Below are 16,634 nucleotides of genomic sequence, written 5' to 3' on the forward strand. Positions count from 1 at the left end.
ACCCCGGCTCAAGGCCGGGGTGACGAAGGTTTTGGGGGCGGGTCCTGCCGCGCCTCAGTGGTTGTGCCGCGGGACGCCGAAGGTCTGGGCCAGCCGCTGATACTTCACTGCAGGCTCGAGCACCGCGCCGGTCTCGGCCTGGCCGTTGATCGCGCGCTGGATCTCCTGCCATGGCGTCTGGCTCGCGGGGAATTTGAAGCCGCCCTCAGCCTCCAGGGCTTCCCGCCGCTGCGCCAGCTCTTCGTCGGAGACCAGCATGTTCGCGGTGCCCTTGCGCAAGTCGATCCGCACCCGGTCACCGGTCTGGAGCAAGGCGAGCCCGCCGCCCACCGCCGCCTCGGGCGATGCGTTGAGGATCGAAGGGCTGCCGCTCGTGCCCGACTGGCGGCCGTCGCCGATGCAGGGGAGCGCGTGGATGCCCTTCTGGATGAGCTGGACGGGCGGGCGCATGTTCACGACCTCGGCGGCACCCGGATAACCGATCGGCCCCGCGCCGCGCATGATCAGCAGTGTGCGTTCGTCGATCCCGAGCGCGGGATCGTCGATGCGGGCGTGATAATCCTCGGGGCCGTCGAACACTACGACCGGGCCTTCGAACGCGTCGGGGTCGGCAGGATCGGAGAGATAGCGTTCGCGGAACTCGGGCGAGATCACGCTCAGCTTCATGATCGCGCTGTCGAACAGGTTGCCGCGCAGCACCGAGAAACCGGCCGCCTCCTTGAGCGGCGCATCGAAGCGACGGATGACCTTCTCGTCCTCGATCACCGCGTCGCGGCAATTGTCGCCGATGCCGCGGCCGTTGACGGTCAGCGCGTCCTCGAAGATCAGCCCCTGGCGCATCAGTTCGGCGACCACCGCGGGGACGCCGCCGGCGCGGTAATAATCCTCGCCCAGATACTCGCCCGCCGGCTGGAGATTGACCAGCAAGGGCACGTCGCGGCCATGCGCCTGCCAGTCGTCGAGGCTGAGTTCGACGCCGATATGGCGGGCGATCGCGTTCAAGTGGATCGGCGCGTTGGTCGAGCCGCCGATCGCCGAGTTGACGCGGATCGCGTTGAGGAACGCCTCGCGCGTCAGCACGTCGCTGGGCTTGCGGTCTTCGGCAACCATCTCGACGATCTGGAGGCCGGTGCGGTATGCCGATTCCTGCCGGTCGCGATAGGGCGCGGGGATCGCGGCCGAACCGGGCAGCGACATGCCCAATGCCTCGGCGAGGCTGTTCATCGTCGATGCCGTGCCCATGGTGTTGCAGAAGCCGGTCGACGGCGCCGAGGTGGCGACCAGCTTGATGAAGCCTTGGTAATCGATCTCGCCCGCCGCGAGCAGCTCGCGCGCCTTCCACACGATCGTGCCGGAGCCGGTGCGTTCGCCCTTGTGCCAGCCATTGAGCATTGGGCCGACCGACAGCGAGATCGCCGGGATGTTCACCGTCGCCGCGGCCATCAGGCAGGCGGGGGTGGTCTTGTCGCAGCCCGTGGTGAGCACGACGCCGTCGATCGGATATCCGTAGAGCGTCTCGACCAGCCCGAGATAGGCGAGGTTGCGGTCGAGCCCCGCGGTCGGCCGCTTGCCGGTCTCCTGGATCGGATGGACGGGGAATTCGATCGCGATGCCGCCCGCGTCGCGAATGCCTTCGCGGATGCGCTCGGCGAGCACGATGTGATGCCGGTTGCAGGGGGAGAGGTCGCTGCCGGTCTGGGCGATGCCGATGATCGGCCTGCCCGACTGGAGTTCGTCGAGGCTGATCCCGAAATTCATGTAGCGCTCGAGATAGAGCGCAGTCATGTCGGCGTTCGAGGGATCGTCGAACCATGCGCGGGAACGAAGTTTGCGCGGCGTCATGCTGGAATCGTGCGTCATTTCGGTGTTGTGAGCCCCTCGGGCGTGTGCCCTGATTAGTCAGACTATTGGCAAGGAATTGCCGGACAAACAAGGAAAATACGCGATTTGCCGGCTAATTTGTGGTCAAGGCGCGAATGGGCGCGGCTATCGCCACTGGACCGTCAGCGGCGCACCCATCCAGGGATGCAGGATCGTGGAGAATCCCCAGGGGAGCTGATCCAGCAGGATATCGAGCACCTGCGTCTCGACGTCGAGGCTCCAGCCTTGCTCGCTTCGGGTCAATCGCCCTTCGCGCCGGAAGAAAGCCTGGCGCAGCGCGTCGATTCCGCTCTCCGCCAGCGGCGGCCAGCCCGCCAGGACCGTCGCGAGCAATGTGCCGCCCATCCGGAGCTCCCGGTCGTTGAGTATTATCCCCGCCGATATCGGTTTGCTGACCGCGACGCCGCACAGCAGCTTGTTGAGTGCGAGCTGCGGCTCGGGCGCGTCGGTGCGGGTGTCGACGAGCCATTGCAGCAGATGGACGGCGCGGTCCCGGCATTCGCCGTCGTTCCAGCGCCACGCGCCGTCCTCCACGGGCACGACATAGTCGAGCGACTGGAAGAGCCTGGGGAGGAAGGCCGAGGCGAGTACCAGCCCGGCATTGGCGATATGGATGGCCGAGAACGCGGCGTCCGAATTTTCCGGCCGCGTCTCCGCCGCTCGACGCCTGCGGTCGCGTTCGCGCAGGTCGAGGGCGATCCTGAGCGGCGCGTCGCGCATGCCCTCGAGGCTCGCCGAGAGCAGCGCCTCGATCCGCGCGCGGGCCGGGGCGGGCGGAGGAGGGACTCCCTCGGCGCCGTCGAGGAACAGGCTGGTCAGGCGCGGAATGGGGTGCCTGTGGCCGCTTGCCGCCAGGATGCATTCCCATTGCACGGTGCGGGCTAGCGGCGCACCGCCCGCCCGTCGGGCCGCCGCCAGCCGCTCGGCGGCGTGCAGCAGGCTTGCCCCCGCCGTCGGGGCGAGCAGCAGGAGCAGTTCGACCAGTTCGGTTTCGCTGAGTTCACGCGCCAATCGCCCGCGCCGGCGCGGGTCCTCCAGCGCGCGTCGGATCGCACTCAGCGGGGCATTGGGCCGAAGCATCAGCACGGCCCGCGCTTTGCCGGCAATGTCCTGCTGAAGCTGTTCCTCGGCCGGTTTCACCCCTTTTGCTTCATCGATCCGCTCTTCGGCCGGAAGGCGGTCGAGCAGGCGGCGCAGCGCCGCTTGCTCGGCGAGGCTCGCCAGCGCGAACAATTGCCGCAGCCACTCCGCCGCAAAGCCGCGCCCGCTATGGCTCCTCCAGTCGCACATGGTAGCGGCCTGCGCGAGCGCCTTGGCCAACTTGGCCGGCGCGATCGCCAGTCGGCCCGCTCGGCCGGTCAACAGTCGGGCGAGCGCTTCGGTGCGCGTGCGCTCTGCGGGCGCCATCGACGCGAACAGCAAAGGCAGGGTTTGCGCATCCGCGAGCAACGGCATCAGACGTGAGGGCGCGTCTCTGGTTTCCGCGATCGACCGCAAGGCCGTGAAGGGGCGGACGCGGATCAGTGCGGCCAGGCGCAGGTCGCCATTTTCGCGCGCGGGAGGGGCTCGGTTTCGATTCGGATCTCCGCCGATCTGCACCGGTCCGTGTGCATCGTTTGCAAAGGATGTGAGATTTCCCTGGTCGAGAAGTGTCGCCACGGCGGAAGGCAGTGTTTCGGGGGGGATCGCGCGCAATTCGGCTTTGGCACCGGATAAAAGGAGCGCGAGCCGCAGCAGTGCGGACCGGGGCAGCGGCCGGAGCCGTAGCAGCGACGCGCTCGCCTCGTGCCGGTTTTCGTCGGCCAACCGCGCACGCAGCATGCCGGGCGCCAGGCCCGAGAGGTGCGGCAATAACCGGGTGAGAATCGCCGCGGCTTCGCCGGGCGCCATTCCGTGCTTGCCGGACCAGAAGAATGCGAATTGCTCGAGCGCGGCGTGCCGCGTGGCGAGCCGTCGCGTCGTCAGTGTTTCCCGTTCGGCAGTTCCTTCCCCCACCAATCGGGCGCGGAGCGTTATCGCGGTCATGCCCCGGGCCCGGGCGAGCGCTTCCAGCGCTTTGGTTAGCAGCATCTCTGGCAAGTCGCTGTCGGCTGCTCCGGCCGCAACATCGAGCAGCGCGCGCCATTCCGCCGGCGAGCAATGCGCGGCACGTGCCAGAGCGGCGAGCGTCGCGTGCAGATGCGGCGCCAGCAATTGGCCGATTACTGCATCGGGCGCGTCCGGCTGGCCGAGCAGCAGGCACAATCGCTGCGGGTCCGCCGCTGCGAAGTTGCGTAGCACTTGCCGCGCCTCCAGCGGATCGGTCGCCATCGCGGTCGCCAGCATTTGGCGGATGCGGGCGAGGTCGGACGGACACGGGTGTTCCGCTGCTTCCGTGAATGCCGCCAGCAGCCGCGCCATCGTTCCTGACCGTGTGTAGCGCGCCGGCAGGTCCTTCGCAGTCGGGAGGTTGATGCTGTCCGAATTGCGCATCCGGGCGATCAATGCCGTCGCCAGCCGGGCCGCGATTTCGGACCGCTCGGCTGATCGTGCCGCGAGCGCAAGCAAAGCGGCGCATTCCGCACGGCCCTCAGCCAGTGCTTCGATGGCGGCGGGCAGGCCCACCACTTCGATGCTCCAGATCGCGCCGAGCGCATAGCCGAGTGGCAGCACGCCTTCGATCGCCGAAGCGAGCCTCGCTGGATCCTCATTGGCCAATCGCCGCAGTAGCCAGCGCAGCTGCCGCGGATCCGCGACCTCCACCAGCCGTGCCGCCTCGCGTTGCTCGCGCGCGGAAAGCGTGCGCCTGCCGAGCAATGCCGCCAGCTCCGAAATGCCGAACGCACCCGCCAGCAGGCCAGGCTCGTCGGCGATCAACTCTCCCAGCACCGCCACCAGCGACCCAGGCGCCCGCCTTCGTGCCAGCATCCGCGGCAGTCCCCGGCGCAATTGGGCGATCAGCGCCGCGAGAGTCGTGCCGCCGCTTCGCGCTAATTGCCGGAGCAGGCGCAGCAGGAATGCCTTGCGGTTCGCCTGCAGCCCCGATTCCTGCAGCGCATCGCGCAGCACGATCGTCCAGAGCATCTCGGCGAGTTGTGCGGGGCTCGCCGGGATCAGGCGCTCCGCTGCATGACGTTCGCGAACCTCGCCCAGATAGGCGAGGACATAGGCGGCGTGCACCGGCTCCAGCCGGTGCAGCAAAGCGGCGAGCAGCGTCTCGGGCATCTGCCGGACCAGCCGCCGGAGCAGCGCGTCGCTCGATCCCCGTCGTCGCAGCATCGCGACGAGCGCCAGCGGATCCTCCGCAATCAATTGCCCGAGCAGATCCGCCGGCAAGGTGTCGAGCGCGATGGCGTTTCCAATCGGCCAGGCGCCGTGGAGGAGATAATGTTCGAAGGCCGCGACCAGCGCCCGGCCTTCGCGCTCGTGAAGTGCCCTGCCGTCCGATCCTTTCCCCAGCGCGATCGCCAGCGCCGCGCGCAGCCTTTCGCGCAGCCTTGCTTCGGCGCGATAGAGGTCGTCGGGTGCGAAGCTGCCCAGCCTGACCTGTACGGCCGCGATGCGGACGCGCTCGCCGGGCGTGTCGAACTCGTCGAGAACCTGCTCGATCACCCGCACGAAGCGCAGCCGGTTGATTTCACCCAAGCGATTAAGCAGCGCGGGCTGCGCCAGATCACGTTCGACGTGGATGGTCAGCACCTGCTCTTCGACCAGATGATCGAGCCGCACGCGCCGCATCGCTAACCGGCCATCCGTCCGCTACTCGCAAGCTCGCGCGCAATCGCCTCGGCTATGCGCGTCTCGGGAACATAGCCGGATTCGTCGATCAAAGCGTGCACGCTCAGCCGGCGCAGGACGTTGATCATCTCGCCGCCGCTCAGTTCGTAGCGGCGTGCGAGACCCTCCAGCGACACGCCCGCGGCGAGCTTCCCGCGCGGGTCGGCGAACGCCATCTGCCAGAGCCGCAGCCGGGCCGCGGTGTCGGGCATCGGGAAATAGACCATGGCCTGAAAGCGCCGCGCGAACGCCGCGTCGATATTGGCCTTGAGGTTGCTCGCGAGGATCACGACGCCGGGACAATCCTCGATACGCTGGAGCAGATAGGCGATCTGCTGGTTGGCGTGGCGATCATTCGCGCTCTGCGTGTCGCCGCGCCTGCCGAACAGCGCGTCGGCCTCGTCGAAGAAGAGCAGCATATCGCCGTCCGCCGCCTGATCGAACAAAGCGCCGAGATTCTTCTCGGTCTCGCCCACCCATTTACTGACGACGCGCGAGAGATCGACGCGATAGACCGGCAGCCCCAGTTCCTTGCCCAATACCGCCGCGGTCATCGTTTTTCCGGTGCCGGGAGGGCCGTGGAACAGCGCGCGGTAGCCGGGCTTGAGGTGCTTGCGCAGTCCCCAATCCTCCATCAGCAACTTCTCGTTGCGGACCCAGGCGAGCAGGTCGTCGAGCTCCTCGCGCACTGCCTGCCCGACGACGACATCCTTCAGCGCATAAGGCGTCTCGAGCAATTGCGCCGGAAAAAGCGGGCCGAAGTGCGGCGCGGCGGCGGTGCCGGTGGTCAGCCGGGCTATCCAGCGTTGACTGAGGGTCAGCGGTGCCCAGGGGCCAGCTTCGCCGGGCTCCTCTGGCGTCTCGAGGATTCGTCGTGCCTGGAGCGGCGCATTGGGCGCGAACAGCTGCAACGCAGCAAGCCGTCGATCGATATTCTCGCCGGCCAGCAGAAACAAAGCGGTTTCGCGGGTCGGGCGAAACCCGCCATGTGTGCCACCCTCGACGCCGCCGAATTCGGTGAAGCGGCGCTTGCTCGCATCGTTCTGGATCAGGAAATGGTCGAGCGCCTGCGGGCGGAGATGCGGCAGCAGGGCGAGCATCAGCACGAGCCGTTCCGGGGGCGCGAGACCGGCTTCGCGCACGCCCTCAGCAAAGGGCACAGGCAGATCGCCGAGATCGGGGACGGGCACGCTCGCGAGCAGATCGCCATCCGCTTCGCGCGCGTGCAGGTCTAGGCGCAGGTCCACCATTTCGCGGAACCAGGCGATCTCGGCCTCGATCACCGCGCCGTTGGTGGTCATTCGCACGTACGCTCGCGTTGTGACCAGCGCTCCAGCAGGTCGCGGAGCTCGGCGGCGAGCTGATCGGCGGCATGCCGTTCGTCGAGCGCAAGCGCGGCATGCCAGAGGCGGTTCAGATCATGCAGCCGCCGCCATCGCGGCGGATCGAGGAAGTGGACGTGCAGTGCGATATGCGCAGGCAGCGCATCACGGATCGCCGCTTCGATCTCCGCGCGATAGCGAGAATCGTGGCGCTCCTCGTCGCGCATCGTGACCCCCACGCTGACCGCCATGGCATAAGTGAAGCGGCCTTGTTCGAGCTCACGGCGCGCGCGGGTGCGCGGGCGCAGCATCATATGCTCGATCAGGCAGATCCGGCCGCGCCGGCCGCGACCGCCCCCGAGAAGGAGATTGGTCTGGAATGCGGCGCCGGCTTCTCGGCGTATCCTGCGGCGCGCATCGGGATCGAAGCCTCGGCCTCGGCGCCTCGCCAGCATCGCGCGATGATCGAGCAAAGTCTGCTTGATCGTGACGCGATGGAGCGTGGCTGCCTGACGGGAGCCTGCGAGGCGCGGCGGTATCGGAATGCGATCGGCCGGCACGCCGTAGAGCGCGAGCAGCAAGTCCAGCAGGTCCTCACGGTGCCGCGCGGGAAGGTCCGTGGGGATCGTGCCGCCGAGCAACGCAGCGACTTCGTCCAGCCGGATGCACATGCCGCGCATCACTGCTTCGAAGATAGCGAGAAAGCCCTGGAGCTGCGCCGCCGCGGGACTCTCCGGCTTGCCGGTGCCGGCGAGGCCGTAGACGCGCGGCAGTTGCGGCCCCAGCGGCGCAAAGCGCGCGAGCGCGCGGGCGCGTCCCTCGGGCAAGACGAAGGTTTTCCGGTAGCTAGCTTTGAGCGGATGATCCGCGCGATGCGCATCCCAGCGCCGCAGCAATCGCCGCAGCACGTCGCCGCGATCGATCGCACATGCGCGCCCGTCGAGACTGAGCGCCAGCGGCAGCGTTTCGCTCTCGATCCCGGCGTCTAGGCTGCAATAGCAGTCGGAGTCGATCTGGATCGCGTCGTCGCACCAGCCGTGATCCTCTACCCATAATCGCGTATCGGACACCCGGAGCACGCCGGGTACATCGCGCAGGATCTCGGCCAGCGCCTCGCGATCTGTAGTCGCCGGCTTGTCGGTCAGCTCACCCGCGGCGATCAGGCCGTTCGTCAGCAGCGGGCCATCGGGAATCGCCGGACCAGCGGGATCCGGTCCCGAGCGTCGCGGCTCGGGCGCCAGGATCAATGCGAGCCGGAACAGCGCCTCGGCCATCACCGTTTCGGGACGCACGCCGCGATCGATCGCCACATCCGCGCTCACGGTCGTCCGCAACGGTCGGAGCACGCGGACCGAACCGATATCCTCGCAGAGCGGCCGGTTGCGCCGGAAGACGCGTCGTGTCCGGGCGACCAGATCGCGGTAATGGAGGTGCGGTTCCGGATGGACGCCGGGCAGCGGCAGCCTGGCGTGGAGGCGGATGTCGTAGAGACCTTCCGTACCGGCGCCGTCGCGCCGCGGTGTCAGCCAGACATTCGCCAGTCCCTCGACGCGGTCGAGCAAAAGGCGTCGGAAATCGGGGATCGTCACGGGCGGGGAGAGCAGCGCGCGCCAGGGGGGATAGATGCCGTCCTGCGTCGCCAGTTTCGCGCCGGCGAGCAGGTCCGCGACCGGAAGCGTCGCGCGATAGCCGAGATCGGTCAGCGCATAGCTGAGCAGCTCGACCAGCGTCACGCCCGGATCGTGCGCGTTATAGTCGGTCCAGTGCGCGCATAATTGCTGGAGCAGCCCGATCGCCTCGCTCTTTAGCGCGTCGAAATCCTGTGCGGGCGGCACCATTGGATCGCGGGCGATGACCGCGGGTATTACCATGATGCCGAGGCCATGGCGGCGACGCCGGTGACTTCGATCGCGCCGGGCACCGCCATGTGCCAGCCGGGCGGCGCGTCGCCCAATGCCACCGTCACGCGATCGAGCGCGCATACTTGCGGCAGGCGCAACAGGAACTCGGCGATCCCGGCGCGGACACGATCGATGCCGGCACCGTCGGCGAGATCGAGGCCCGGTTCGGCACCCGGCGAAAGAAAGCTGGCCAGGGCCGCCTCGACCGGGCCGGGGTCGGCATCGGCCAGGATCAGGCGAGCGGAGACATGGATGGGAATAGCGACCGGATCGACCACCGAGGTCCGGGCGAACGGGCTGGAGATTTGCGCGAGCCGATCTGCGATGGCCTCCCGTAATTGCCGTGATACTTTGGTCGCGCCGCCCGCAGCGGTGACGACCACCGTGACATTGGCGGCCGTCGCCTGTCGCGCGGGATCGCCTTCGGGGAATACCCGCACCTGCGCCACGTCGGGGAATTCGGAAAGCACCAGCCGCTCGATGTCCCAGGCGGCAAGCGCGCGACCACGGTGACGGACGCGTTCGGCCGTGCGGGCGCGCAGCATCGCGGGTGGTTCGGGCGGTTGGCCGCCGGCGGTGTCGAGCGGCTGCACCACGCGCATCATGCCGGGCAGTTTGGTCACGGTGCCAGCCGGCACGGGCGGCATTTCGGTCTCGGTGCCATGGATCAGACGGGTCGCCGGCACTGCGTCGGGGAGGATGGCGAGGATCGCGGGCGGCGTCGTCGCGTCGTTGGCGAAGGTGAGCCGAAGCCCGAACGGCTGCGCGGCGTCCGCGGGCACCGCGATCCGGAGGATGCCGGTGGCGGTGAACCCGTTGGTTTCGTCGGCCAGCAGCGCGCGGGACGGGAGCGGCGCCCAATCGTCGGCGGTCCGATAGCGATAGCCGGGGCTGAAGTCCCCTGCGTCGCTCGCTGCCAGTTGGACGAGCAGCGCCAGCACGTCGTCGGCTCGCGCACCTTCGAAATACAAATCGAGCGTCGGCATGGTGGGCCCGACGGGGAAAAGCGGCGCGCCGACGATCGGGAGTTCGACTGGGCTGTCGAGCGTTGCCGCATGGTGTAGCGTGAGCGCGTCGGCTCCCAACGAGCGCGCATAATCGAGCGCGATGCCGGAAAGCAGCGGCTGGAAGGGCGGGTTGGGCAGCAGGACGACCACCGGTTCCGGTTCCGGTTCCGGTGCCGCGGGCTCGGCTTCGATACCTTCGATCTTCTTGAAGAGCTTGCCCGGCAGCGCGACGATCACGGCGAACAGGCGCCGGAGGAAGCTCGGCCGGGTGGGGAGGGGCGCGTCGCTCCGGGCGATCATCTCGGTTGCATATTGGACGTTCGCCGCGTGGAGCGAGTGGCCGAAACCGTATGTCGGCGTAGCGAGCGTCACGCAGATATGGTCGGGCAGCGGCTCGCCGCCGTCACTGGCAGTGGCGGCGAGCCACGAACCGAGCGCAAGCGGGCCGCGTTCGGGCATCAGCGGCGGGGCCGGCTCGAACTCGGCCGCGAAGATGTTGGGAGGAGGCGCGGCGGGCACCGGCGGCGCGATGCCTAGGCTTGCGGGCGCGAACAGCGGAAGGCGTTGGGCGGCGTCCCAGCCGTGCACCGGCGCCGCGAGCGTCACTGCGAATGCGGCGTTGTCGAACGGCGGAAAGTCGAACAACTGCCCCTGCCCGTCGACGACATAGCCGCGGTAATAATCGGCGAACCCGCCATCGCCCGGCGGCAGACCGGCCCAATCGAAGCGGAGCACCAGCCGATCGAGCGGGGGGCCGGCCAGCACGGGATGATCCACGCGCAGCCAGCCCCCGGGCCAGGGCGGCGCGCCGAACGGGGCCGCGGCCGATGCGCTGGCGGGCCCGGCGGGCGTGCGTATCTTGAGGTCGGGCAGGTCCTTGATCGCGATGCGCAGCCGGGCGTCAGCGACGTGCGCTTCCGCCAGCTTCCCGGTGACGAGGGTGAGGCGCAGTGCGGGTTGGAGAATCGCATCAGCGATTTCCGGGCAGGGAGCGAGCGGCGGAAAATCGGGCGGCAGCGTGAAGCTCACGGTCAGCGTGCCCATATCGAACGAACAATCGGGCGAAAGTATGGGCAGCCATCCCTGTGCCGTCGACACGCAGAGCCTGAGCTCCGCGCCCGTCATATCGACGCCACCGAGATCGAGCTCGAGTTCCACGTGCCGCGTACCGCCGGCGAGGTCGAGCAACGGGGTGGAGAATATCGCGTTTGCTTCGAACGGCTCGCCCGGTGGCGGTGCCGCGATGCCGGTGGCCGCATCGCCGAGGCGCCCGTCCGGTCCCGGTGTCATGCGATGCAGCGTGACTCCGCCATTCTCCGGCCACCACAGCCGCGCCTCGCGGAGCACTGCGCCGGTGACGGCCAGTGGCGCATCGGTCGCGAAGGCGATGCCACGCCCGTTCGCATCCTTGCCCGCGGAGAGCAGGGTCCCCTTCGCCAGAATCGGCCGCGTCCCCGGCTTTGGCTCCACTGCCACGAGCATGCGATCAGGCTGGCTCCGCGCGGGCGCGGCGTGGAGCAATTCCTGTTGGTAGAAATCGATCAGGCGCTGCGGCACTGCGTTCAGGAGGTTGCGGGCGTGGAGGGACATTTGCGCGAAAGCTATCACCAGCGCTGGGTGCGCGCTGTGATCGCCCGCGTGCAACGTCGTCTTGAACGCCATATTCGCGCGCTTTTCGCATTCGCGCATCTCGTCGAGGAAGCGTTCCACGGCATCGGCCAGCGCTTCGAGCATGCGGCCGGCCCAGGCGCGTTCGACGGCTTCGGCGACGCCGTGTATCTCGCCCTCGATCACGGCGCGGCGCCATGGGCGGGGCGTATCCCAATGATGGTGATGGAAGTGCTCGCCCAGCTCGACCTCGCCCGCCACGACTTCGTCGAACAGGCGCTGGAGCTGCGGCCCGAGCACGCTCTCCACCGCGTCTTCGGCGAGCCGCCGGATCGATCGCCCTTCCGTCGCCTCGCCGAGGTTGGCGGGACCGAGCCAATCGTCGAGATCGTCGGCGAAGCGCAGCAGCGCCTCGACCAACTCGGTCAGGCGTCGCTCGTGCTCGCGCGAGTTGCCGATGCCGCGCGCCTGTTCGAGAAGCGCGGTCAGCGGCTCGGCGCGCGCGTCGATATCGGCGGTGGCGAGCAAGGCCAGCACGAAGCTCCGATCGGCGAGCAGGATCCTGCGCCAGTTGCCCTCCACCGCGCCGGTATCGTCGTGGAAGGGGATATCCGCGGCCAGCCTGGCGATGTCGGCGAGCAGTTCGGGCAGCCCGCGCGGATCGAGCCGTGCACGTTCGGGCGCGAAGGCGGGCGGTTCGCGGCCGGCCTGCGTCGTCCAGCGCGTGATCAACCGTGAAGGGGAAGTCATGGCCCCTCCACCAGCGTGCCCTCGTTCTTGTAGAAGGGGAAGACGAGGTTGTTGCGCGTGTTGGTCGCGCGAACGCGATAATCGATCCCGATCAGCACCAGCGCCGGATCGGCGGCGTCGACGGCGGCGGTGACGTCGAGCAAGTCGATCCGCGGCTCCCAGCGCAGGATCGCGGTGCTGACCATTTCGCGCAGCTCGCTGAGCAGGCTGGCGGTCAGATCGGCGAAGACGAAACGGTGCAGGTCGCAGCCATAGGTCGGGACCATCACCCGCTCGCCCTGCGGCGTGGAGAGCAACAGGAACAGGCTCTGGCGGATATCGGAATCGCCTTCCTCCATCTCGGTGCCGAGCGTCACGGTCGACACGCGCGGCGGAAAGCTCCAGCCGCGGCCGAGGAAGGAGACGGGGCGGGCGGCCATCGCCTATCCGCCGATCAGCACGGTCGGCAGGCCGAGCACGATGCTGCCGCCATGCGCGCAGATGTCGCCGATCCGGGCGGCGGGCATGCCGGCGATCAGCACGGTGGCCGAGCCCTTCACGATGCTGTCGGGCGGGCCGACGCACACCGCCATGTCGCCGACGCGGGCGGCGGGCAGGCTGCCGATCAGCACCGTCGGCGCGCCTGGCCCCGAGATCGGTCCGCCGACATGCGGGATCGGCGGCACGCTGGGCGTCAGCATCGGGCAGACATGCATGTCGGTGAGGCGCGCGGCGGGGGGCATCAGTTGATCTTCACCAGCGCGCCGTTGACTTCGAGGATCGCGGCGGCCTTGAGCGAGCCTGTCCCGTTGCTCGCCAATGCAAGCTGGGCGGAGCCGGTGGCGTTGATCTGCACCGCGCTCACGTCGCAATTGGCCGCGGCCTTGATCGTGAGGTTGGCGCCGCAATCGATCGTCATGTTGGTCGCCGACTTGATCGTCATGTTGGCGGCGCTGATCAGCTCGACCGTGTCGCTCTTCATCACCAGCTTGTTGGCGTTGGGATCGGTGACGATGACCGTTCCCGCCTTGTCGTCGAGCTCGACATAACGGCCGCCGGGCGTGCTCACTTTGAGGATCACATCCTTGTCGTTGAAGTTCACTTCCATCTTCGATCGCGTGACCAGTGCCTTGATGTCGTTGGTCTTTTCCGGCGTGTGGGTCGGCGCGCGCTGGTTCGAATAGACGCTGGCGAGGATCACGGCGCTCGCCGGATCCTCGTTCATGAAGCCGAGCACGACTTCGTCGTCGATTTCGGGGAAGAAGGACCAGCCGAAGCCTTCGGAGGCATAGGGTTGGGCGAGCCGTGCCCAGATCGCATTGTCGGGATCGGTGAGTGGCAGCGTCACCTGCACGCGGAAATCGCCGTTCGGGTCCTCCGCGACGGCCTTCACCTGGCCGACATGCAGTCCCCGCAGCGGCGGTGCGAGACCGGCGGCGGGCGGATCGACGATCTTCGCATCGCGGCTGGCGAAACGTTCGGCGGGCATGCCGAGATCGGCTGTGGTGTGCCAATCGCCGCCACGGATGAGGTGGCGGATTCCGCTGACGAACGCATCGCCGTTGAAGCGCTCGCCGAGCCCCGCCAGCGTGACGTGCGTGCCCGGCCTGGCCAACGCGCTGCCCTGGAACTTCACGGTGCCGGTGAACTGCGAGAGCTTGGCGCGCATGAGTGCGGCGGCCGACCATTTGCCGAGTTCGCCCTCGCCGCGCGCGGCGGCGGTCTGCTGGACATAAGCAGCGACGCCCAGCACGTCGGCGAGCGCCGCGGTCTTCAAATTGCCGGGAACGGTCACCTCGGTGCTGCCGTCGGGCGTGGCCTCGGTCACTGCCTGGTCCGAATAGCTCCACGCCCGGCTGTTCACGACGCTGTCGCCAAGCTGGGACACGGCATCGATTTGGGCGTCGAAGCTCAGGATCGATTCGCCATATTCGAGCGTGAGCACCGGGCTGGCCGAAGCGGTGGGTGCGATCACGGCGACTTCGCTGTCGTCGATCACCACCACGCAGCCGCTCGCCTCGGCGCGGAGCAGCATCAGGTCCCAGTCGGAGGCATGCGCCTGCACCATCGCCTCGACCTGGGTGGTGGCCGCGGCATTGCCGCGCACGCTGCCGCCATTGGCGGAGACCAAAGCCGAGATCAGCGCCGCATCGGTGGCCTTTTCGGTGACGGCGCTGTGCCGCGCGAGCGTCATCTTGAGCAAAGGATCGCTGGTATCGACCACCAATTGGGCCGAAGCGCCGGGAACGATGCGCAGCCCGTGGCGCACCACCACCCCCTTGTGGATCACTGCGAGGTCGGAGCCGTAGCCGGCCGAGAGCACGATCTTCGCCCCCGGCACGAAGGTCTCGGCGTCGCTGAACGGGAAGGTCTCGCTGTCGGGCTGGCCATCATAGATCACGATCCGTGCGCGGGGCACGCGATTGGCCTCCCACCAGATCTCGACCGAGGCGATCTGATCGGTGTCGATCCTGGTATCGTCGGCGGTGAGCGCGAGCTTGACCGGCAGCCCGGTCTTCGATGCAGGCGAGACCGCGTTCATCGCCCGGCCCGCGCGATCGGCGGGAAGAGCAGCGCCTGGCCGGGCTCGAGCGTGCGGAAATCGTCGAGCCGGTTATGGTCGGCGACCGCTAGATAATAGCGGCTGTCGCCATAGATGCGGTGGCAGAGCAGAGGCAGCGTGTCGCCCGCGAGCACCGTCACGACATGCGTCATGTCGGGCGAGCTGAGCTTCTGTGCCGCGCGGCCGTCCGTATTGTCGTGATAGCCGAGGAACGTCGCCTTGACCTTGGCGCGGAGCGCAGTGCCGTCGGGCGCGAACAGCGTGTAGTCGATTCCCATCGATTTGAGCCGGCCCTTGAACAACAGGCTGCCCCAGGCGAGCTGGACGTAATTGGGCGAGTGGATTTCGCCGTTGATCTCGTAGATCAGCCGCTTGAGCTCGGCGAGCTGGTCGTCGACCGATTTGGTCGGCGCGTCCGGAACGGTTCCGGTGCCGTCGAAGACGAGCGCAAGCTCCAGCGCTTCGCCCTTGTCGCGATTGAACACCACTTTCTTGCCGGTGCCGCCCGCGCCCTGCTGCTTGGTGTAGCAGACCCCCATCGCCTGCGAATATTGGTTGGGGTTGATCATCGCCTTGATCGGATTGGGGCGAGTCTTCGCCTGGCTGTTGAAGCCGGGATCGGCGAAGCCGGTAATGGTCAGCTTGTCGAGCCCGCCTTTGCCGGCCATCTCACCACTCCTGGCGGCGTGCGAGTTCGGCGAGCACCGCCTCGACGCAGCGTTCGACCAGGGCCGCCTCCTTCTCCTCCTCGTCACCTTCGTCGCAGTCGCAATCGACGAGGTCGAGCACCGAGCGCGGCCGGCTCTCTTCCTCCTGCTCGCCGGGATCTTCGGCGACGCGCATCTGGATCGCGATCTGGCGGATCTCCAATGGCATCAGGCGGCCCGCGGGAAATTCTGGCGCTGGAAGAACTGATAGCTGAGCTCTACCGTCTCGATCAGCACGTCGTTGCCCATCGCATTGAGCGGGGTGTGCTCCCAGCGCAGCGGATAGGCGCCGAACACATCCCACGCGACGAGCGGCTGGCGCTTCTCGTTGATGAGCTTGATCCCGATCGTCTTGCGGCCGCCGCCGCGCTGCTGGACCAGCCCGCCTGACAGCGCGTGCGACACCCATCCGCCGAAGGTCGATTTTTGCGTTACCACGCCGCGCTTGAGCACCAGGTTCGAATATTTGGTCCGCACCGGCAGCCGGTGGATGAAGCGGTTCTGCCCGCCCTCGACCACCTCCTCGGTCTCGAACTGCACTTCGAGCCCCGACACCTCCTGGAAGCTGGTGTCGCTTTCCGCGCCGTCGATATCGACGCGGAAAGCGAATACCGGCGGCGGCACATAGATGTCGTCGGTGCGCAGCGGCCGCTCGCGCGGATCGGCGGCAGCCTTGGCGGCAGGGGCACCGGCCGGCGGCATCAGGCAGCCTTCACCGCCAGCGTCTCATAGGCGATCTCGAGGGTTTCGATCGCGACTTCGCTGGCGTCGGACTTGAGATCGGTCGCCTGCATCTTGACCGGGAAGGCGTTGGTCAGCGTCCAGGTCATCATCGGCGACGCCTTTTCGTTGAGCAGGTTGATGATCACCGTGCGGCGCTTGATGATGTTGAGCTGGGTCTCGTTGAACCAGGTCCAGAAGATCGAATCCTTGGTGAACACGCCCTTCTTGAGCGTGACATTGCCGACGCTCCTGAGCCCCGGCATCTTGATCGGCGCGAACACCGCGCTGTCTCCGTGGCGATATTCGATCGCCTTGGTTTCGCTCTCGAGCCCGCTGATCTCGGAGAAACCCTGCGTCTTGCCGTCGCCGAGATCGATGTTGAAATAGAATTTGGGAAGCGGCCAGACTTCGTCCTGTGCACTGCCGTCAGCCATGAT

Annotated in this window: 12 protein-coding genes; all 12 read right to left on the bottom strand. The window is 67.8% G+C overall.

Annotated elements, in window-relative coordinates; genetic code table 11:
- Nucleotides 1-54: 54 nt before the first annotated feature.
- Nucleotides 55-1,860, bottom strand: coding sequence for an IlvD/Edd family dehydratase (locus ASE13_RS16145; RefSeq protein WP_056618387.1), 1,806 nt, complete (start codon nt 1,858-1,860; stop codon nt 55-57).
- 126 nt (nt 1,861-1,986) lie between these two features.
- Nucleotides 1,987-5,598, bottom strand: coding sequence for a contractile injection system tape measure protein (locus ASE13_RS16150; protein WP_056618388.1), 3,612 nt, complete (start codon nt 5,596-5,598; stop codon nt 1,987-1,989).
- Nucleotides 5,599-5,600: 2 nt separating this feature from the next.
- Nucleotides 5,601-6,938 (bottom strand): ATP-binding protein, encoded by a 1,338-nt coding sequence (locus tag ASE13_RS16155; RefSeq protein WP_056618393.1) that lies wholly within the window; start codon nt 6,936-6,938, stop codon nt 5,601-5,603.
- Entirely contained in the window at nt 6,935-8,830 is a 1,896-nt protein-coding gene (locus ASE13_RS16160) for a hypothetical protein (RefSeq protein WP_156404943.1), read from the bottom strand. The genes ASE13_RS16155 and ASE13_RS16160 overlap by 4 nt, the downstream gene beginning before the upstream one ends.
- A complete protein-coding gene (locus ASE13_RS16165; protein ID WP_156404944.1) occupies nt 8,824-12,225 on the bottom strand; it encodes a baseplate J/gp47 family protein in 3,402 nt (1,133 codons plus the stop codon). Before ASE13_RS16165 ends, ASE13_RS16160 begins: the two co-directional genes overlap by 7 nt.
- Nucleotides 12,222-12,644, bottom strand: a complete 423-nt coding sequence (locus ASE13_RS16170; RefSeq protein WP_056618408.1) for a GPW/gp25 family protein — start codon at nt 12,642-12,644, stop codon at nt 12,222-12,224. The genes ASE13_RS16165 and ASE13_RS16170 overlap by 4 nt, the downstream gene beginning before the upstream one ends.
- A gap of 3 nt (nt 12,645-12,647) precedes the next feature.
- Entirely contained in the window at nt 12,648-12,947 is a 300-nt protein-coding gene (locus ASE13_RS16175; RefSeq protein WP_056618413.1) for a PAAR domain-containing protein, read from the bottom strand.
- Complete coding sequence (locus ASE13_RS16180; protein ID WP_056618416.1) at nt 12,947-14,746, bottom strand: phage baseplate assembly protein V; 1,800 nt, start codon at nt 14,744-14,746, stop codon at nt 12,947-12,949. Before ASE13_RS16180 ends, ASE13_RS16175 begins: the two co-directional genes overlap by 1 nt.
- A complete protein-coding gene (locus ASE13_RS16185; protein WP_056618419.1) occupies nt 14,743-15,435 on the bottom strand; it encodes a CIS tube protein in 693 nt (230 codons plus the stop codon). The genes ASE13_RS16180 and ASE13_RS16185 overlap by 4 nt, the downstream gene beginning before the upstream one ends.
- Nucleotide 15,436: 1 nt before the next feature.
- Nucleotides 15,437-15,643 carry a DUF5908 family protein gene (locus ASE13_RS16190; RefSeq protein WP_056618422.1) on the bottom strand — a complete coding sequence of 69 codons (207 nt, stop codon included), beginning with the start codon at nt 15,641-15,643 and terminating at the stop codon, nt 15,437-15,439.
- Entirely contained in the window at nt 15,643-16,176 is a 534-nt protein-coding gene (locus ASE13_RS16195) for a phage tail protein (protein ID WP_056618425.1), read from the bottom strand. Before ASE13_RS16195 ends, ASE13_RS16190 begins: the two co-directional genes overlap by 1 nt.
- Nucleotides 16,176-16,631 (bottom strand): phage tail protein, encoded by a 456-nt coding sequence (locus ASE13_RS16200; protein ID WP_025560025.1) that lies wholly within the window; start codon nt 16,629-16,631, stop codon nt 16,176-16,178. The genes ASE13_RS16195 and ASE13_RS16200 overlap by 1 nt, the downstream gene beginning before the upstream one ends.
- Between the last annotated feature and the right edge of the window lie 3 nt (nt 16,632-16,634).

Origin of the sequence: Sphingomonas sp. Root241 (assembly GCF_001428865.1) — a bacterium.
GTDB lineage: Bacteria > Pseudomonadota > Alphaproteobacteria > Sphingomonadales > Sphingomonadaceae > Sphingomonas.

What these genes read in the sequence shown, in the direction of transcription:
- ASE13_RS16145 (WP_056618387.1), bottom strand. Translation starts at nt 1,860, where the DNA reads ATGACGCACGATTCCAGCATGACGCCGCGCAAACTTCGTTCCCGCGCA.
- ASE13_RS16150 (WP_056618388.1), bottom strand. Translation starts at nt 5,598, where the DNA reads ATGCGGCGCGTGCGGCTCGATCATCTGGTCGAAGAGCAGGTGCTGACC.
- ASE13_RS16155 (WP_056618393.1), bottom strand. Translation starts at nt 6,938, where the DNA reads ATGACCACCAACGGCGCGGTGATCGAGGCCGAGATCGCCTGGTTCCGC.
- ASE13_RS16160 (WP_156404943.1), bottom strand. Translation starts at nt 8,830, where the DNA reads ATGGTAATACCCGCGGTCATCGCCCGCGATCCAATGGTGCCGCCCGCA.
- ASE13_RS16165 (WP_156404944.1), bottom strand. Translation starts at nt 12,225, where the DNA reads ATGACTTCCCCTTCACGGTTGATCACGCGCTGGACGACGCAGGCCGGC.
- ASE13_RS16170 (WP_056618408.1), bottom strand. Translation starts at nt 12,644, where the DNA reads ATGGCCGCCCGCCCCGTCTCCTTCCTCGGCCGCGGCTGGAGCTTTCCG.
- ASE13_RS16175 (WP_056618413.1), bottom strand. Translation starts at nt 12,947, where the DNA reads ATGCCCCCCGCCGCGCGCCTCACCGACATGCATGTCTGCCCGATGCTG.
- ASE13_RS16180 (WP_056618416.1), bottom strand. Translation starts at nt 14,746, where the DNA reads ATGAACGCGGTCTCGCCTGCATCGAAGACCGGGCTGCCGGTCAAGCTC.
- ASE13_RS16185 (WP_056618419.1), bottom strand. Translation starts at nt 15,435, where the DNA reads ATGGCCGGCAAAGGCGGGCTCGACAAGCTGACCATTACCGGCTTCGCC.
- ASE13_RS16190 (WP_056618422.1), bottom strand. Translation starts at nt 15,643, where the DNA reads ATGCCATTGGAGATCCGCCAGATCGCGATCCAGATGCGCGTCGCCGAA.
- ASE13_RS16195 (WP_056618425.1), bottom strand. Translation starts at nt 16,176, where the DNA reads ATGCCGCCGGCCGGTGCCCCTGCCGCCAAGGCTGCCGCCGATCCGCGC.
- ASE13_RS16200 (WP_025560025.1), bottom strand. Translation starts at nt 16,631, where the DNA reads ATGGCTGACGGCAGTGCACAGGACGAAGTCTGGCCGCTTCCCAAATTC.